Origin of the sequence: Kitasatospora sp. NPDC018058 (genome assembly GCF_044327205.1) — a bacterium.
In the GTDB taxonomy this organism is placed as follows: Bacteria; Actinomycetota; Actinomycetes; order Streptomycetales; family Streptomycetaceae; genus Kitasatospora.
Genome location: NZ_JBIRFA010000014.1, coordinates 50,457 through 66,840, shown reverse-complemented (window position 1 = coordinate 66,840; position 16,384 = coordinate 50,457). Strand labels below are relative to the sequence as shown.

Here is a 16,384-nt window from a genome sequence, read left to right as displayed (position 1 = left end):
GGACTCGGTGCGGCTTCAAGGTCTGGCGGGGCGGTGGCGGGAGGGCGTCCGCATGGTTGCCTGAGCTGAAAGTCGTAAAGTCTGCCCGAATCCGGGCAGGATCTTTGGCTTCGGCGGGCAGTGCGGCCTAGAGTCCTCACTCGTGCCGAGCTCACCCCACCCTCACGAAGACCTCCTCGCCCACCTCACCCGGACCAGCCCGCTCGGGCCCCGGGAGGCGGCGCGGGTCGTGGCGGAGGTGCTGGCGTACTTCTCCGAGAGCACCGAGGAGTACGTCCGTCGCCGTCACGGCGAGCTCCAGGCGCGCGGCCTGACCAACGAGCGGATCTTCGCCCGGCTCGCCGAGGAGCTGCTCGCCCGCCGCGTGGCGGCGCCGGAACTCTCGGCTCGACAGCTGCGCCGGATCGTGTACGGCTGAGCGCCGTTCCCCGCCGTTCCCCGCCGTTCCCCGCCGTTCCCCGCCGTCCTCGGCCGTTCCCGACGTTCTCAAGACCTTCAAGACCTTCAAGACCCGACGTATCTCAGGAGGAGTCCACGCATGTGCGGAATCGTGGCCTACATCGGCCCCAAGGACGCCACCCCCTTTCTGCTGGAGGGGCTGGCCCGACTGGAGTACCGCGGCTACGACTCGGCCGGCGTCGCCGTGACCGGGCGCACCGGCGGGATCAAGCTCCGCAAGGTCAAGGGCCGGGTCGCCGACCTCGCGGCGGCCGTACCGGCCCGGTTCAAGGGAACCACCGGCATCGGCCACACCCGCTGGGCCACCCACGGCGTCCCCAGCGACGCGAACGCCCACCCGCACCTGGACAACGCCGAGCGGATCGCCGTCGTCCACAACGGCATCATCGAGAACGCCGACGAGCTGCGCGTCAAGCTGACCGCCGACGGCGCCGTGTTCCGCTCCGAGACCGACACCGAGGTGCTCTCCCACCTGATCGCCGCCCACGCCGCCGAGGGCGTCGAGCTGGAGGACGCCGTCCGCGCCGCCCTCGGCCGGGTCGTCGGCACCTACGGCATCGCGGTGCTGGACGCCGAGCAGCCGGACCGGATCGTGGTCGCCCGCAACGGCAGCCCGATCGTCCTCGGCATCGGCGAGAAGGAGATGTTCGTCGCCTCCGACGTCTCCGCCCTGGTCCGCTACACCCGCCAGGTCGTGCACCTGGAGGACGGCGAGCTGGCCACCGTCCGGGCCGACGGTTTCCGCACCTTCACCGCGGACGCCCGCACCACCCACCGTCAGCCGTCCACCGTGGACTGGGAGATCGACTCCTACGACACCGCCGGCTACGAGCACTTCCTGCTCAAGGAGATCAACGAGCAGCCCACCTCGGTCGAGCGCACCCTCAGCGGCCGGCTCGACGAGCGCTTCAGCACCGCCCACCTCGGCGGCCTCAACCTGGACGCCCGGGAGCTGCGCGAGATCCGCCGGGTGAAGATCCTCGGCTGCGGATCCGCCTACTACGCGGGCGAGATGGGTGCGCAGCTGATCGAGGAGCTGGCCCGGATCCCCGCGCACAGCGAGCCGGCCTCCGAGTTCCGCTACCGCAACCCGGTGATCGAGGCGGACACCCTCTACGTCGCGGTCAGCCAGTCCGGCGAGACCTACGACACGCTGGCCGCCGTCCAGGAGATCAAGCGCAAGGGCGGCCGGGTGCTCGGCGTCGTCAACACCGTGGGCAGCGCGATCGCCCGCGAGTGCGACGGCGGCATCTACCTGCACGCCGGCCCCGAGGTCTCGGTGGCCTCCACCAAGGCGTTCACCTCCACCGTGGTCGCCTTCGCCCTGCTCGCCCTGCACTTCGGCCGCATCCACGACCTCTCGCCCGCCGACGGCCGGCGCATCGTCTCGGCCCTGCAGGCCCTGCCGGACCAGATCCGCGAGATCCTCGGCCAGAGCGACGCGATCGCCGAACTCGCCGCCGAGTACGCCGACTCCAGCGGCATGATGTTCATCGGCCGGGTCCGCGGCTACCCGGTCGCCCGCGAGGGCGCGCAGAAGCTCAAGGAGATCTCCTACGTCCACGCCGAGGCCTACCCGGCGAGTGAGCTCAAGCACGGCCCGCTGGCCCTGATCAGCCCCGAACTGCCCACCGTGGCCCTGGTCCCGGACGACGAGCTGCTCGACAAGAACCTCACCACCCTCGGTGAGATCAAGGCCCGCCACGGCCGCGTCATCGCCGTCGCCCACCGCCGCCCCGAGGAGAAGCTCGCCGACCACTGCATCCTGGTCCCCAAGAGCGAGCCGGAGTTGGACCCGCTGCTCCTCAACATCCCGCTCCAGCTGCTGGCCTACCACGCTGCCGTCGCCCTCAAGCGCGACGTGGACAAGCCGCGCAACCTGGCGAAGAGCGTGACGGTGGAGTAGTCCGCCGTCCGTCAGGACTCCGGGCCCCGGTCGCTGTGCGGACGACCGGGGCCCGGATGCTTTCCGGCCCGTACGCCTCAGAGCGCCTCAGTACACCTCAGAGCACCGCAGAGCACCTCAGAAGACCGAGCAGCCGGAGAGGGTGGTGAGGGTGTCGAGGGCGGTGACGGCGGCGACGGAGTTGCCGGCCTGGTCGAGGCGGGGCCCCCAGGCGCAGACGGCGGCGCGGCCGGGGAGGACGGCGAGGATGCCGCCGCCGACGCCGCTCTTGCCGGGCAGTCCGACCCGGAAGGCGAACTCGCCGGCGGCGTCGTAGGTGCCGCAGGTGAGGAGGACGGCGTTGACGCGCTTGGCCTCGCTGCGGGACATCAGCCGGGTTCCGTCGGTGCGCATGCCGTAGCGGGCGAGGAAGGAGCCGGCCAGGACGAGGTCGCGGCAGCTCGCGGCGATGGCGCAGTGGGCGTAGTAGTGGTCCAGGACGGTCTCGACCGGGTTCTGCAGGTTGCCGTGGCTGGCGATGAAGTGGGCGAGCGCGGCGTTGCGGTGGCCGTGTTCGGCCTCGGAGGCTGCGATCACCGGGTCGGTGTCCAGCAGCGGGTTGTCGGACTCGCGGCGCAGGAACTCCCGCACGGCGCCGGAGGCGTCGCCGGTCAGCGACTGCAGGCGGTCGGTGACCACCAGGGCGCCCGCGTTGATGAAGGGGTTGCGCGGGATGCCGTGCTCGGTCTCCAGCTGCACCAGGGAGTTGAAGGGGTTGCCGGAGGGCTCGCGGCCGACGCCCCGCCAGAGGCCGTCGCCGCCGTCGTCGCTGTAGGAGAGGGCGAGGGCCAGGGAGAACAGCTTGGAGACGCTCTGGATGGAGAACGACTGCTCCCAGTCGCCGACGCCGTACAGCTCGCCGTCGACGGTGGCCACGGCCATGCCGAAGGCCTCCGGGTCGGCGGTGGCGAGGGCCGGGATGTAGTCGGCGACACGGCCGCGGCCCGTGGTCGCCCGGGCGGCCGCCTCGGCGGCCTCCAGCAGCACCGGCCAGTCCAGGCTCTCCGCGTCGATCACGGCTGTTCCTCCACGTACACACGCTTGACGATCATGGTCGGGCCGGATGCCGACCTTTCGGTGGCACCCGGTCCGACCAGTGATTATCCGTGTTCGGGGGCCGTGGTCCATCCGTGGTCCATCCGTGGACCACCCTGCGTCCGGCAGCACGCGCCGCCGTGCACCCGGCCTCCTGTGCCTACGGTGCGTTGGTCGGGGCCTGGACGGGCGGGCCGGTGAGCAGCGTGCCGGTGTCCGAGTAGGGCCAGCCGTTGGGGATGCAGCCGTGCAGGCCCTTGATCTGCTGCATCATCACCGGCGCCGGGGCGCCCGGGCCCGGGCAGTCGACGTGGCCGTTACCGAGGATGTGGCCGACCTCGTGGTTGACGGCGAGTGCGTGGTAGAGCTCGGGCCTGCCCCGGTAGAACTCGGACAGCTCGGTCCAGCGCTTCAGGTTGATCACGACCTGGTGCCCGACCCCGCAGTTGATCCAACCGCCCGTGTCCAGGCCGTACTGGCCGCAGATCCGGTCGGTGGACTGCGGGGTGGCCAGGTAGACCGTGAAGTCCACCGGGTCGGCGGCCATCCGCTGGAAGGACGCGGTGTTCCCGGCGGCCCAGCCGCGCCGGGTGTCGCCCAGGATGGCGTCCACCTCGGCGGCGAACTGCTCGGGGCTCTCGGTGATCCCCTCCTCCACCCGGACCTTGTAGCGGTAGAGGTGCTCCCCGGTGCCGAAGCGGGCGGAGCCGTCGGGCGCGGTGGTGAAGGCCAGCGGCGCGGGCCCGCTGTGCCAGGGGCGCCACCAGAGCAGACCGGCGGTCATCACCGCGACCAGCGCGAGGGCGAGTGCGCCGTGCCAGGGCTTCCAGCGCTTTCGGGCGATGGCGGCCATGCGAAGCAACTCCTGATCTGGGTCAAAAGGGGTGCATCAGGAGGAACGGGCAGACGGGCGGTGGGGGTTCAGGCGGGGGTTCGGGCGGGTTCGGGCGGGGGTCCGGGCCGGGGTCAGTCGGCGGTCCGATAGGCCTCGTCGGGCGCGGGGCCCGGCCGGTTCCCGGAACCACTCGAAGGTGCCACCCGTGCGGCGTGTCCCTCGGGATCGGCGTCGGAATCCGGTGTCGTGGTGCGGGTCGACCGGCTCGTCCGGGTTGACCACCCCCCACGTACTCGATGAGCCATTGGAGGCACGCCATGTCCATCACCACCGTCCTCACCGTCTCCGGCATGAGCTGCGGCCACTGCGAGAAGACGGTGAGCGCAGGGCTGTCCGCCATCCCCGGCGTCACCGCCGTCGTCGCGGACGCGCCGAGCGGTCGGGTCACCGTGGCCTCGGCCCAGCCGCTGGAGGAGACGGTGCTCCGCAGCGCGGTGGACGGGGCCGGGTTCACCTTCGTCGGCCAGGCCTGACTCCGGTGCGACGGGGACTGCCGCCGAGGTGCTGCGGCAGACCCCCGTCTGCTTCGGCCGCGTCAGCCCATGCTCTTCGCACCGTCCAGGGACTCGCGGATGATGTCGGCGTGGCCCGCGTGCTGGGCGGTCTCGGCGACGATGTGCATCAGCACCCGGCGGGCCGACCACTCGGCGCCCGCCTCGAACCACGGGGCGTTCGGCAGCGGCTGAGTGGCGCTCAGGTCGGCCAGGGTGGCCACCAACTCGTCGGTACGGCGGGCCACCTCGGCGTACTCGGCGAGCACGCCGGCCAGCGTCTCACCCGCCAGCATGCGGAACTCGTCGGCGCGGCGGGCGAAGTCGGCCTCGGTCCAGGAGGTGAAGTCGGGCATCGCGGACGGGCCCTCCACGATGAAGTTCGCCCAGTGGCGCTCGGTCGAGGTCACGTGCTTGATGAGCCCGCCCAGGCACAGCTCGCTCACGGTGCTCCGCAGGCCGGCCTGCTCGTCGGTGAGGTCGCGGGTGGTGAACCGCAGGAAGTGCCGCTGCTTCTCCAGCGCCACCAGGAGGTCGGCGCGCTCGCCGGTGACGGTGGCCTCGGCGGCGTCGGTGGTCGTGGTGGCGGCGGTGGTGGTGGTCATGGCTCTGGCCTTCCGTTCGGTTCCTGCGCCCTTGGACAAGAACTACGGTACGGACCATTGCGGCCACTTCCTGTCCTGAATTCCGGAGAGAATCAGGGCATGGCGAACACCGGCACCCGGACGCTGCGACTGCTCTCCCTGCTCCAGACCCACCGGTACTGGCCCGGCGAGGAACTGGCCGACCGACTCGGCGTCTCCATCCGCACCCTGCGCCGCGACATCGACCGGCTGCGCGAACTGGGCTACCCCGTCGACGCCCAGCGCGGCGTCGACGGCGGCTACCAGCTGGCGGCGGGCGCCGCACTGCCCCCGCTGGTCATCGACGACGAGGAGGCGGTCGCACTGGCGGTGGGCCTCCAGGCGGCGGCCGAGAGCCCGGTGGAGGGCGTTGCCGAGGCGTCCGTACGGGTGCTGGCCAAGGTCGTGCAGGTGATGCCGGCCCGGCTGCGCCGCCGGGTGGAGGCGCTGCGCGCGATGACCGTTCCAGTCGACTGGGGCACCTCCTCCGGCTCCGGCGTCGACCCGGACGTCCTCACCGTGGTCGCCCTGGCCTGCCGCGACAACGAACGGCTCCACTTCTGCTACACCGCCGCCTCCGCGCCCCGTACCGAACGCCACGTCGAGCCGCACCGGCTGGTCTGCCTCGACCGACGCTGGTACCTGGTCGCGTACGACCTCGACCGGGCCGACTGGCGCAGCTTCCGCCTCGACCGCCTCACCGTCCCCGCCGGCAGCGGTGCCCGCTTCGCCCCACGCGCGCTCCCGGCCGGCGACGCCGCCGAATTCGTCCGCGCGGGCCGTAGCGGCATGCCGCGACCGCATCGGGTGGTGGCGGTGGTCGAGGCGTCGGCGGAGCACGTCCGAGGGCATGTCGGGCGGTGGGGCGAGGTGGAGGAGGCCGGAGGCGAGCGTTGCCGGCTGGTGATGACGGCGGACTCGCTGGACTGGCCCGCGATGGCTCTGGGGTCGCTGGGCGCGGAGTTCCGGGTGGTGGAGCCGCCTGAGCTGCGGGAGCTGGTCGGGGAGTGGGCCGCCCGGTTCGGGAGGGCGGCGGGGGCGGATACGGAGTAGGAGGTCCCTCCGACAGGGAAGGCCGGGCGGACCGGGCAGGACCGGGAGAGCGTTCCGGCTGTGGCCGGCGGGGACGTTCGGGGTTCAGTCGCCCGAACCGTTGAGGAGGGCTGCGCGTTCCGAGCGGAGCCAGGATCGCTCGGCTGCCATCTCGGCCGCGTCGCCGCGGGCGAGGAACACGGCCCAGGGATGGTGGCCCTGTCGGCCGAGCCGTTCGATGCGTTCGGCCTCGTGGGATTGGACGGCGTCGAGCGCATCGAGCACGGACGCCGGTTGCGCACCGTAGGCGGTGCACAGGGCGTGGAGGCGGTTTCGCAGGGTGTGCTCACCGGTGATCGCTGCTCGTCGCTGCTGCTCGGCGGGTCGCAGGGGTACGGCGTACCAGGCGAGTTGGGCGAGGTCGTCGAGGGCGTGGCCGGGTGCGGCGAAGTCCCAGTCGATGAAGCCGGCCAGTCGGGTACCGGTCCAGACGGAGTTCCACGGGCCGAGGTCGCCGTGCCGGATGACCATGCCGGGCCTCCACTCGTCCTGCTGGCCCTGCCATCGGGCGTCGGCGGGCGGCCGGAAGTCCTGGACGGCGTCGTGGTAGTCGCGCAGCCAGTGCCCCAGTTCGCTGATGCCGGTGGTCGACCGCAGGATCGACGGCCAGGGGGAGAATGCGGGTTCGCCGTGGACCAGCGACAACACCTCTTCGGTGCCGTCGACGCCGAGGACTCGCGGCGCGCGCGTGAAGCCCACCGTTTCCAGGTGGGTCAGCAGGGCGTGCACCGCGGGCGTCCACTCGCCGACCGGCCGGCGGATCGTTTCGCCGATCCGCCGCACGGTGGTCACGCTGCCCTGGTCAGTGGCGCCGTCCTCGATCACCGAGCGAGCGTAACCGTGCGCCCATGGCGGTGTCTTATGAATTGACGCCGGGGCCGGTCAGCGCGACGTCCCGGACAAGCACTCTCCCCGCGCCGCACAGGAAGTCGGGTGGGCCGACTTCCTGTGCGGGGGCTCACGGGGCGATCGACTCGACGGCGGCCCGTAGGCGCTGGAGGGCCTCGGCGAGTCGGGCGAGCGGGGGTGTGGCGAGGGCGCGCCGCTGGCGATCGCGGCCGAGCACGCGACCTTCGCCAAGCCGGAGATCTCGCTCGGCTTCCCGCCGCCCTTCGGCGGCTCGCAGCGGCTGCCGCGCCACGTCGGCCGCAAGCGCGGGCTGGAGACGATCCTCACCGGCGACCCGATCCCGGCCGCCCGGGCCGCCGAGATCGGCCTGGTCAACTCGGTCGTTCCGGCGGATGAACTCCTGGACACTGCCCGGGACTTGGCCGACCGGATCATCCGGTACGCGCCGACCGCCGTGGCGGCCTGCCTGAGGGCCGTCACCCGGGGGATCAACCTGCCCATCGACGAGGGCCTGGCGGTCGAGGCGGCGGCCTTCGCGGTCACCGTGCCGACGGACGGCGTACGCGACGGACTGTGGCGGTTCCTGGACCGTTCGCCGGCCGCCCGCCCATAATCGCTTGGCCTGGAGCGGCGGGTGGGGCGACCATGGGGGGATGTCCGATCTGCTTGAGCGCGTGACCGCCTTCCACGTCGCCTTCGCCCGTCGCCAGGCGGCCGCGATCGCCGAACTGCCCGAGTTCCCGGGGGTGTTCGCGGTCACGAACGAGGAGTTCGTCCTCTCCCATGAGCACAACCACCTGGTGGTGGCAGGGCCGGGTACCGGCCCGGCGGCACTGCCCGAGCTGGCGGTGCGGTGGCTCGGGCAGCGCAGGCAGTACGCGATCACCGTACTGGACGACGAGTTGGGCGAGCGGGCCGCTCCGGTACTGACCGAGGCCGGGTACGAGTGGGGCGCAGCCGTGGTCCTGGCCCGGGAGACGGCGGGCTGTGAGCTGCCCGAACCGGCCGCGCACCCGGCCGAGTTGGCCGAGCTGCGGGCGGCGGTCCTGCGCCAGCAGTCGGAGTGGTACGAGGACGGGGAGCTCGCCCGCCAGCTCACCGACCGCCGGGCCGCCCGGCTGCGCGGTGCCGAGCAGGTGCACTTCCTGGCCGCCCGGACGCCGGGCGGGGAGGTCGCGGCCTGGAGCGACCTCTACCTCGACCGGGCGGCAGGACTGGCCCAGTTGGAGGACCTGGTCACCGACACCCGGCACCGTGGCACCGGCCACGGGGACACCCTGCTCGCCACCGGCCTGGCGCTCGCGGCTGCCGCCGGGATCCCGCGGCTCTTCCTGCTCGCGGACGCCGCCGACTGGCCGCGGGAGTGGTACGGGCGGCGGGGCTTCGCCGAGATCGGCCGCATCCACTCCTTCCACTCGCGCTGACGCCGGGCCGACTGCGGACGGTGGAAGCCGGTCGGCGAGTCTGGGCGCATGACTGCGGAACCGGCACTGCCCCGCGAGGTGAAGGCCCTCGACACGCCCGCGCTGCTCCGGCCGGAGGGGCGGGGCCTCGACCTCGGCCTCGGTCGGCGGCTGGACCCGGGGTGGGCGCGCGCGAACGCCGCACCCGACGGCCGGTACTGCCTGCGCCCGGCTCTCTGGCACGACCTCACCCACCGCCCCGAACTGCCCGGGCAGTTGCGCTGCGTGGTGCTGCCGGCCGTGCGTACGGGGGAGCATGTGCAGAGCCTGCTGGACGGCCCGCCCGGGGACCTCGCCGCGCTGCCGCGGGCCGTCCCGGGTGAGGAGGGCCTGCGGCGGGCGCCGGCGGGCGGGCTCCGGTCGGTCAGGGAGTGGCAACTGGCGGCGAGCTGAAGGGTGTTGACGCCGGTCCGCAGTGGGCCGCGACGGTGTCGGCGAAGGCGCGGGCCAGCGGGCCCAGGGTGTCCCAGTCGCGCAGCGCCCAGCCGACGGTGAGGCCAGGCAGGTCGGGCAGCGGCAGCAGTCGCAGGCCCGGGTGGCCGGGGCCCTGCCACTCGGGGAGTGCGGGCACGACGGCCTGGCCGAGGCCGAGTTCGGCCAGCAGGATCGCGGTGTCCCAGTCCGTGACGCTGGTGTCGAAAACCGGGCGGATACCCGACTTGCCCAGCCAGTCGTCCAGTTGGGAGCGGGACACCGAGTTCTGCGGCAGCCCGATGAGCCGGGCGTCCTGGAGGTCGGCGGGCTCGACGCGGTCCCGGGCGGCGAGCGGGTCGTTGGCCGCGACGGCGAGGACCCAGGGCAGGTCGACCACCGGCCGCTGGTCGATGCCGCGTACCGGGCCGCCGAGGGTGATCCAGGCCAGGTCGACATGGCCGGCGGTGAGCGCCTCCAGGCAGTTGCGGCTGGAGACCCCGGTCTGGAACTCCAGGCTGACCTGCGGGAAGCGCTGCCGGAAGTCCACCACGGCCGCGGACATGAAATGCCGGATACTGGTGGCACCGGTGGTGATCCGTACCGATCCGCCCTCCCCGCGCGCGAGTTCGGCGAGGGTGCGCAGGGCGTGGTCGATTCCGCCCAGGCCGGTGGCCACGGCGGTCTGCAGGTGGCGTCCGGCCTTGGTGGGCACCACGCCACGCGGGTGCCGCTCGATCAGGGTGAGGCCGAGCTCGCGTTCCAGGCGCTTCACGTGCTGGCTGACGGCGGACTGGCTGCAGTCCAGGTCGCGGGCGACGGCGCTGAGGGAGCCGGCCCGGCAGACGGCGGCGAAGACGCGGAGGTCGTCAAGGGTCACGGGGATCCAAGGTAATGCTTGGAAGAGCCCCAGCAAACCGGTGGATTGACTTGGATGTTCGGCAGGATCGATCATCGATCGCAGGGCCCGCGAGAAGGGCGGCAACCCGCCCGCTGCCTTCGCGGTGTTCCGGACACCGGGGCGGGGGTACGGCGGGTGCCGACCCGTAGGACTCGGCCGGACCGGCTACGACAGCTGCAACAACTGCAACAGCTGCGACAGTGACATCAGGTATGTCAGCCACATCAGGCGTGGAGGGGGAACGGGATGCGGTACGCCGACGATCCGGGTGCGCAGTGCGAGGTGTTCGTCCAGGCCGCGGTGGAGCGGGTCTGGGAGCTGGTGACCGACATCGCTCTGCCGGCCCGGCTCAGCCCGGAACTCCGCCGGGTCGCCTGGCTGGACGGCGCGGACGGTCCCGCGGTCGGCGCGCGTTTCGAGGGACACAACCGGCGGGTGAACATGCGCGACTGGCGGACGGTCTCCGAGGTGATCGAACTGACGGAGTGCCGCGCCTTCGCCTGGGCCGTCATGGACGTGGACGGACGGTACGGTGGCCCGGTGTCGGACGTCGCGGGCTCGATGGCCCGGTGGCGATTCGACCTGACCCCCGAGGACGGTGGCACCCGGGTGCGCCAGTCGGTGGTCATCGGCCCCGGCCGTAGCGGGGTCACCCTGGCCATCGAGGCCCGCCCGGAGATCGAGGAGCAGATCGTCGCCTTCCGGCTGGAGGAGCTGCGCGGAGGGATGGCGGCGACCCTGGCCGGCGTCAAGTCGCTGGCCGAGGAAGGGCAGGGGTCGACATGGAGACGACGGGCTTCGAACAGCTGGTGACGGCGGTCCGGGCCTCGGCGGAGCGGCTCGGCGAGAGCGTGGGGGCGCTGACCGACCGGGAGGCCCGGGAGCCGTCGCTGCTGCCCGGGTGGAGCCGGGGCCACGTCCTCACCCACGTCGCCCGCAGCGCCGACGCCTATCGGTGGCTGCTCGCCGTGGCCCGTACCGGCACCCCGCCCGGGCCGCGCGCCGACTCCGCCGAGTTGGAGCGGCAGTTGCGCGAGGGCGCGGGGCGGGGCGCCGATGCGCTGGTCGCGGACCTGCGGGGCAGCCTGGACGGGCTGCTCGCGGACGCGGCGGCACTGCCCGCCGAGCGTCGGGCGGTGCTGGTCACCGCGCTGGCGGGGTGGCGACACCCGGCCTGGTACCTCCTGTGGCGCGCTTGGCGGGAGCTCGAGGTGCACCATGTGGACCTGAACCTCGGCTACTCACCGAAGAGCTGGCCGGACGACTTCGTCCGGCGGGCGCTGGACGAGAGCGTCGCGGCGCTGGCCGCCCGGCGGGTCGCGCTCGCCCGGATCGGCGCCGAGGATCTCGGCCGCACCTGGCCCCTCGGCGAGCAGGGCCCGGTCGTGCGCGGCCCGGGGCATACGCTGCTCGCCTGGCTCGCCGGGCGCGCCCCGGCTGCGGACCTGCGGTCGGACGGTCCGCTGCCGGAGCTGCCGCGGTGGCCGCTGCCGCCGGTGCCCGGCTGGGGCTGAGGCTCAGCCCGGCCGGCCTGACCTGCCTGGCCCCCGCCGCCTGCAGTGCGGCCGCGATGTCCGGGAAGCCCCGCCGCTCGGCGTGGGCGCGGGCCGTGGTGCCGTCGGCGTCCGGGTGAGGTCGGGGCCGCCGGGGAGCGGTGCGGTCATGGCAGGGCTCCTCCACGGGGTCGGTGCGCAGGTGCGGTCGCTACCAGCCTGCGGCCTCCGGAGGGCCGGTCGGTCGGTCGCCCGCGAGGGGCGCGTCACGGCGTGACGCTGTCCGCCCGCTCTTCCGGTGCCCTGTTCTCCGGCGCAGGCGTGTCCGGCGCGGGTCGCGCGGGCGGCAGGTCCAGCGCCTCGACCTGACGGGCGGTGATGAGCCGCACGGCGACGGCGAACAGAGCGGAGTGGAGCAGGGTGAGCCCTGCGGCGGTCAGGCCGGCTGCGCTCCCCAGGACATGGGCCTGTGTGAGCACGCCCAGGATCGTGGCGGCGAGGCTGGCGCCCCACCACACGTGAATGAGCACCGGGACTCCCCGGACGCCGCTCCCGCGCCAGAGCCCCAGCATGAGTGGCCAGCGCAGCACGATGCTCAGCCCCGGGACCAGCCAGCCCGCCGTCGCGAGGCCCGACCCGAACGGCTGGCTGCCGGGAGCCAACAGCTCGGCGTTCGCCCGGGAGCGGCGCAGCCAGGCCGCGCCGATGGCGAAGCTGGCGATGGTGAACAGGACGAAGAGCAGCCCCATGAGGCCCACCAGCGGCTTCTTGCCACCGTCGAGGGACAGCACCCGGCCCGCGGCGAAGCAGAGGCCGGACAGCACGCCGGTCCACTGGAGTCGGAGCGCCACCTTGCGGGAGTCCTTCACGCGGCCACCGCCCGGGGCTGGACGAGGCCGGCGGGGAGGTAGCCGGAGGTGGTGCCCGGTTCCCAGTCGTGGAGCTGGACGGCCAGGGCGGCGAGGGCGATCGGGACGACCGGGAGCAGGGTGCGGGGCGGCGCGTCCGCGGGGGTGATGTCGCGGTGGTGGGCGAGTCGGGTGGTGAGGGCCTGTTCGAAGGTCTGCCGGTCGTCCGTCAGCAGGGCTCGCAGCAGACGCTGGTCGGGGCTCAGCTCGCCGACGGAGTCCAGGGCTCGGGTGGCGGCCGCGCGCTTCTCGGCGTCCGGCTTGCGTAGCGCGGGGGTGCCGGCCGGGACGGGCGCGAGGTGCGGGAGGTCCGGGACGTTGGCGTACCGGCAGAGCGCGTCCATGGCGGCGAGGCTCGCCGGGGCGGAGACGGAGGTCAGGTCGGAGTGCGGCAGTCCCTTGCGGACCGAGGGTGCGTAGTTTTCGGCCAGGACGATGTAGCACCGGTACGACCCGTCCCAGACCAGGCCGCTGATCACGCACATCGCGAAGACGTCGATCCAGGTGTCGGCCGTGGGGGCGAAGTCCACCGTGTCACCGAAGCGGAGTTCGTCGCTGTCCAGCGTCTGGTTGATGAGTGGGAAGTCGACGGTGAAGTCGCCCCGGGGGTAGGTGCCGAGGTCCAGGACGCCGAAGGAGCACTCGGCCGCCGTCCTCAGGGCGAGGCGGGCGTCGGTGCCGGTGAGCGTGGGGTCGGCGCCGGTGGTGAGCGCGCCGAGGTGGTCGAGGAGTTCGTCGGCCATCCGGCGGATGGTGGCGATCTCCAGCCCGTCCTCGTGGAGGGAGTTCCAGAGCGCGACGAAGCGGCCGCGCGTGCCTCCTGGATCGAGGGCGTGCGCGAGCCGCTCGGGGGCCACCTGGTGGCACGCCACATCGACCACTGGATGCTCTGCCTCTCCGCCGCGTTGACGTCGCGTTGACGTTGTGCTGACGTCGTGCTGACGTCGCTCGAACGGAACGGCACGCTATCAGCGACTACTGACATCGGTCGGGCCGCCGAACTCGCCTGCGGGCAACTCCCTCATACCCGGCGGGTGTTACCCGGTCGCACCCCTGCGGCCGCGGCGCGGACCATCGTGCCTCCTCGGTCGGGACGTGCGCGGGACCGGACGGCTCCGTGCCCCGTCAGGGGTATGCGGCGGCGCCGCCCGGTGTTCAGCGCGGCGTGTTCAGCCGCGGCCGGTCAGGAGAGCGCGTCGGCCCGGTGGGTGGGCCGGCCGTCGACGACGGTGAGCAGGACGGGGAGGTCGGCGAATCCGACGGTGGGAACGGTGAGCGGGTCGGCGGTGAGGACGGTGATCCGGCCCGCCAGCTGCTCCTCGCCGGCCGCGAGGAGGGAGGCGGCGAGGTCGAGTGAACGGCGGGGCACACCAGGCGTGTTCGTCTTCCCCGTCGCCGTCCGCCCGGCCGCAGGGGCTGCCTGTCGGTGGTGTCGGCTAGGGTGCGGACCGGCTGCGCCCGTCCATCGCGGGCCGGCGTGAGGGGAGGGGCGTCATGGGCGACGGTGCACACGGCGGTGAGGTCCAGGGCGGTGACGGCATCCAGTGGCTGGCGGACGCCGGTGCGCAGGTCGACGGTGTGGTGTTCGCCCGGGGGATCCCGCCCGCGGAGCTCGCCCGCCGGATGGGGGCCGACCCGGCGGCCGCGACCGGGCCGATCAACGGGACGGAGATCTGGGGCCTGGACATCGAGGGCTACCGCCCCGGCGACGACGGTGACGGCGTGATCCGGGTCGGCGAGGCGGCCGGCTGGTGCTTCGCGATCGAGTACGGCGACTCGACCGGCGGCGAGCTGCTCACCGAGATAGCCCGACACGGTGCGGAGGTGGTGCACTTCCGCCCGATGCCCGAGCAGCCGCCGGCCCTGCTCGACTACGCCCGGGACGGCGCGGTGCTGTGCGGCTTCGGCCTCGGCGAGGAGCGCTGGCGCTGGGGGCAGGAGCCGGACCTGCTGCTGCCGGAGTTGGTCGCCGCCAAGGTTCTGGAGGCGGACGGCGTCACCCCCTGCGCCCCCGGCCGAGAGCCGTACCAGGTCGTCCGCCGCCGGGCCCTCGGCGCGGTCGGGCGGAGGTTCGGGCTGCGCCTGCCCCGGGCGGTGCTGGGCGAGCTGCGGCTGCCGGCGTACGTGGTGCGCGGCACGCCGGGGCTGGAGCCGCGCTGAGGTCCCGGACCGGTTTCCGCCCGCGAACGGGAACGCCGCCGAGGCGTGCCGTGGCCGCGGGACGGATGTGATGTCGATCGCGGTGGGATCCGGCCAAGTTGCCGAGGATGTCGCCTGCGGACGGTAGTGTGCGCGATCATGGATGCCGCTGAATTCGACCGTCGAGCCCGCGGTACGTACGTGGACTGGATACCGTCCGACCTGGTCGCCCGACTCATCGAGCTCGGTCACCTCGACCGGGTGCAACAGGGAGCGTCGTTCGGCGACTGGCACTGCGCCCGGGCGTGGGTGGAGCAGTTGGCCGGCGAGGGTCGGCAGGACGACGCCCTGGCCGTGCTCGCGCCGTACATCGAGGCGGGGTCCTGGAACGCGGCCCGCGTGCACGCCGAGTTGCTGGAACGGTGGGGGTACGCGGAGGAGGCGATCGCGTTCGTCCAGGTGCTCTCGGAGGCCGGGGTCGGGAAGGGCGCGGCGTTCGAGTACCCGAGTACCTCACCCGGCTGCTGGCGCGGCACGGGCAGGGCGAGGCGGCGTACGAGGTGCTCCGGCCGCACCTCAAGGAGTCGCGGTTCGCGGCGGCCCTGGTCGACGTGACCGAGGGGCTCGGTCGGGACGAGGAGGTCGCGGAGCTGCTCGCGGCCGGGATCGATGCCCCGGCCGGGGGCCGGCCGCACGCGGAGCTCGGGATTCCGGAGCCCGACGACGCCGTCGGCCTGCTGGCCGTCGTCCGAGAGCGGCAGGGCCGGGTGGACGAGGCGGTCGCCCTGCTGCGCACCCGGAAGGTCACCTCGGTCAACGGCCGTGACCAGCTGGCCGACCTGCTGGCCCGGCACGAGCGCATCGAGGAGCTGAGGGCGTACGCGGCGGAGGACCCGCTCGGGGACGCCGCGACCGCCTTGGCCGAACTGCTGGAGCTGCGCGGGGACATCGAGGGCGCGGTCGACGTCCACCGGGCGGCCGCGGCGCAGTCGCCGAACCCGGCGGTGGCGCTCGCCGAGCTCCTGGTCCGGCACGGGCGGGGAGACGAGGCGATCCAGGTGCTGCGCGCCCTGCCGTGGGCGAAGGGCGGCGACGAGGACTGGATCGTGCACACCCTCTGCACGCTGTACGTCGACCAGCGGCGTGCCGAGGAGGGGTTGACGTACCTGGACGGCGTCCTCGCCCGATTCGACTCCCCGCCGTGGGAGTACGTCCGGCTCCGGCCCCGCCTGCTCGCGGCCTGCGGCCGCCTGGAGCAGGCGGTCGAGGAGCTGCGAGCCGGTGTCGATCACCCCTGCGTGGCCGAGGAGTTGGCGACGCTCCTGGCCGGCGCGGGTCGTCCGGAGGAAGCCGTTGCGGTCCTCGGCTCGGCGGACCGCCCGCTGCGGGCCGCACTGCTCGTCACGCTCGGGCGGATCGACGAGGCCGTGGCCCTCTTCCATCCGACCGCCTGACCCACCTCAGGCCACTCCTCCCGCCGCGGCGGCCGCCGGTCGGCCAGGTGGCCACCCGGTGGGCCGGTTGAACGCTCACCCGGTCGGCCGGTGACAGCCCGTACGGCGCACGCCCCCCGTCCGGGGCTTCCGGCGGGCGCTGCCGCGCCCTGGCCCCTAGGGTCTGTGATGCGCCGACGGTGCCGCGCGCCGGGGCGTACGCCGCTCCGCCGCGCGCCGGTGTGGT

The 16,384-nt window shown here is 73.4% G+C and carries 20 protein-coding genes; 12 read left to right on the top strand and 8 right to left on the bottom strand.

Translation table 11 applies throughout. The features are described from left to right. Positions 1-142 precede the first annotated feature (142 nt). Both ACH4E7_RS20975 and glmS read left to right on the top strand, forming a co-directional pair. Positions 143-418, top strand: coding sequence for a hypothetical protein (locus ACH4E7_RS20975; RefSeq protein WP_396250518.1), 276 nt, complete (start codon positions 143-145; stop codon positions 416-418). Positions 419-538: 120 nt separating this feature from the next. After that, positions 539-2,365 (top strand): glutamine--fructose-6-phosphate transaminase (isomerizing), encoded by a 1,827-nt coding sequence (glmS, locus tag ACH4E7_RS20970; RefSeq protein ID WP_396250517.1) that lies wholly within the window; start codon positions 539-541, stop codon positions 2,363-2,365. 117 nt (positions 2,366-2,482) lie between these two features. Here the strand turns inward: glmS and ACH4E7_RS20965 are convergent, their stop codons facing one another. Then, on the bottom strand, positions 2,483-3,403 hold the full coding sequence (locus ACH4E7_RS20965) for a glutaminase (protein WP_396250641.1): 921 nt from the start codon (positions 3,401-3,403) through the stop codon (positions 2,483-2,485). Between the two features lie 196 nt (positions 3,404-3,599). Next, positions 3,600-4,292 (bottom strand): DUF3152 domain-containing protein, encoded by a 693-nt coding sequence (locus tag ACH4E7_RS20960; RefSeq protein WP_396250516.1) that lies wholly within the window; start codon positions 4,290-4,292, stop codon positions 3,600-3,602. Between the two features lie 299 nt (positions 4,293-4,591). On the opposite strand from ACH4E7_RS20960, the gene ACH4E7_RS20955 reads away from it, so the two are divergent. Further along, complete coding sequence (locus tag ACH4E7_RS20955; protein WP_396250515.1) at positions 4,592-4,807, top strand: heavy-metal-associated domain-containing protein; 216 nt, start codon at positions 4,592-4,594, stop codon at positions 4,805-4,807. Between the two features lie 62 nt (positions 4,808-4,869). Here ACH4E7_RS20955 and ACH4E7_RS20950 read toward each other — a convergent pair whose 3' ends face one another. After that, positions 4,870-5,430: a DinB family protein gene (locus tag ACH4E7_RS20950; RefSeq protein WP_396250514.1), complete on the bottom strand. Its 561-nt coding sequence runs from the start codon at positions 5,428-5,430 to the stop codon at positions 4,870-4,872. Between the two features lie 99 nt (positions 5,431-5,529). Between ACH4E7_RS20950 and ACH4E7_RS20945 the strand changes: the two genes are divergently transcribed. After that, positions 5,530-6,501 carry a helix-turn-helix transcriptional regulator gene (locus ACH4E7_RS20945; RefSeq protein ID WP_396250513.1) on the top strand — a complete coding sequence of 324 codons (972 nt, stop codon included), beginning with the start codon at positions 5,530-5,532 and terminating at the stop codon, positions 6,499-6,501. An 84-nt stretch (positions 6,502-6,585) separates the two neighbouring features. Here the strand turns inward: ACH4E7_RS20945 and ACH4E7_RS20940 are convergent, their stop codons facing one another. Then, positions 6,586-7,365 (bottom strand): phosphotransferase, encoded by a 780-nt coding sequence (locus ACH4E7_RS20940; RefSeq protein ID WP_396250512.1) that lies wholly within the window; start codon positions 7,363-7,365, stop codon positions 6,586-6,588. A gap of 220 nt (positions 7,366-7,585) precedes the next feature. Here ACH4E7_RS20940 and ACH4E7_RS20935 point away from each other — a divergent pair, with 220 nt between their 5' ends. From ACH4E7_RS20935 to ACH4E7_RS20925, 3 genes are read left to right on the top strand one after another with little or no spacing between them, the layout of a single operon-like run. Next, the gene (locus ACH4E7_RS20935; RefSeq protein ID WP_396250640.1) at positions 7,586-8,002 is read left to right on the top strand and encodes an enoyl-CoA hydratase-related protein; all 417 of its coding nucleotides are present in this window, start codon (positions 7,586-7,588) and stop codon (positions 8,000-8,002) included. A gap of 40 nt (positions 8,003-8,042) precedes the next feature. Next, positions 8,043-8,813: a GNAT family N-acetyltransferase gene (locus tag ACH4E7_RS20930; RefSeq protein ID WP_396250511.1), complete on the top strand. Its 771-nt coding sequence runs from the start codon at positions 8,043-8,045 to the stop codon at positions 8,811-8,813. 48 nt (positions 8,814-8,861) lie between these two features. Next, positions 8,862-9,245: a hypothetical protein gene (locus tag ACH4E7_RS20925; protein WP_396250510.1), complete on the top strand. Its 384-nt coding sequence runs from the start codon at positions 8,862-8,864 to the stop codon at positions 9,243-9,245. Here the strand turns inward: ACH4E7_RS20925 and ACH4E7_RS20920 are convergent. Beyond that, complete coding sequence (locus tag ACH4E7_RS20920; protein ID WP_396250509.1) at positions 9,217-10,143, bottom strand: LysR family transcriptional regulator; 927 nt, start codon at positions 10,141-10,143, stop codon at positions 9,217-9,219. The genes ACH4E7_RS20925 and ACH4E7_RS20920 overlap by 29 nt on opposite strands. A 267-nt stretch (positions 10,144-10,410) precedes the next feature. Between ACH4E7_RS20920 and ACH4E7_RS20915 the strand changes: the two genes are divergently transcribed. Both ACH4E7_RS20915 and ACH4E7_RS20910 read left to right on the top strand, forming a co-directional pair. After that, positions 10,411-10,977, top strand: a complete 567-nt coding sequence (locus tag ACH4E7_RS20915; protein WP_396250508.1) for an SRPBCC family protein — start codon at positions 10,411-10,413, stop codon at positions 10,975-10,977. Next, positions 10,947-11,678 carry a maleylpyruvate isomerase family mycothiol-dependent enzyme gene (locus ACH4E7_RS20910; RefSeq protein WP_396250507.1) on the top strand — a complete coding sequence of 244 codons (732 nt, stop codon included), beginning with the start codon at positions 10,947-10,949 and terminating at the stop codon, positions 11,676-11,678. The genes ACH4E7_RS20915 and ACH4E7_RS20910 overlap by 31 nt, the downstream gene beginning before the upstream one ends. 245 nt (positions 11,679-11,923) lie before the next feature. Here ACH4E7_RS20910 and ACH4E7_RS20905 read toward each other — a convergent pair whose 3' ends face one another. From ACH4E7_RS20905 to ACH4E7_RS20895, 3 genes are all read right to left on the bottom strand, one after another. Further along, positions 11,924-12,508 (bottom strand): DUF4328 domain-containing protein, encoded by a 585-nt coding sequence (locus tag ACH4E7_RS20905; protein ID WP_396250506.1) that lies wholly within the window; start codon positions 12,506-12,508, stop codon positions 11,924-11,926. Between the two features lie 14 nt (positions 12,509-12,522). Next, positions 12,523-13,437: an immunity 49 family protein gene (locus ACH4E7_RS20900; RefSeq protein ID WP_396250505.1), complete on the bottom strand. Its 915-nt coding sequence runs from the start codon at positions 13,435-13,437 to the stop codon at positions 12,523-12,525. Between the two features lie 311 nt (positions 13,438-13,748). Continuing rightward, positions 13,749-13,934 carry a hypothetical protein gene (locus tag ACH4E7_RS20895; RefSeq protein ID WP_396250504.1) on the bottom strand — a complete coding sequence of 62 codons (186 nt, stop codon included), beginning with the start codon at positions 13,932-13,934 and terminating at the stop codon, positions 13,749-13,751. Positions 13,935-14,059: 125 nt separating this feature from the next. On the opposite strand from ACH4E7_RS20895, the gene ACH4E7_RS20890 reads away from it, so the two are divergent. From ACH4E7_RS20890 to ACH4E7_RS20880, 3 genes are all read left to right on the top strand, one after another. Beyond that, the gene (locus ACH4E7_RS20890; protein ID WP_396250503.1) at positions 14,060-14,725 is read left to right on the top strand and encodes a DUF6461 domain-containing protein; all 666 of its coding nucleotides are present in this window, start codon (positions 14,060-14,062) and stop codon (positions 14,723-14,725) included. A gap of 138 nt (positions 14,726-14,863) precedes the next feature. Then, entirely contained in the window at positions 14,864-15,319 is a 456-nt protein-coding gene (locus ACH4E7_RS20885; RefSeq protein WP_396250502.1) for a hypothetical protein, read from the top strand. Next, positions 15,265-16,158: a tetratricopeptide repeat protein gene (locus ACH4E7_RS20880; protein WP_396250501.1), complete on the top strand. Its 894-nt coding sequence runs from the start codon at positions 15,265-15,267 to the stop codon at positions 16,156-16,158. Before ACH4E7_RS20885 ends, ACH4E7_RS20880 begins: the two co-directional genes overlap by 55 nt. Positions 16,159-16,384: the final 226 nt, after the last annotated feature.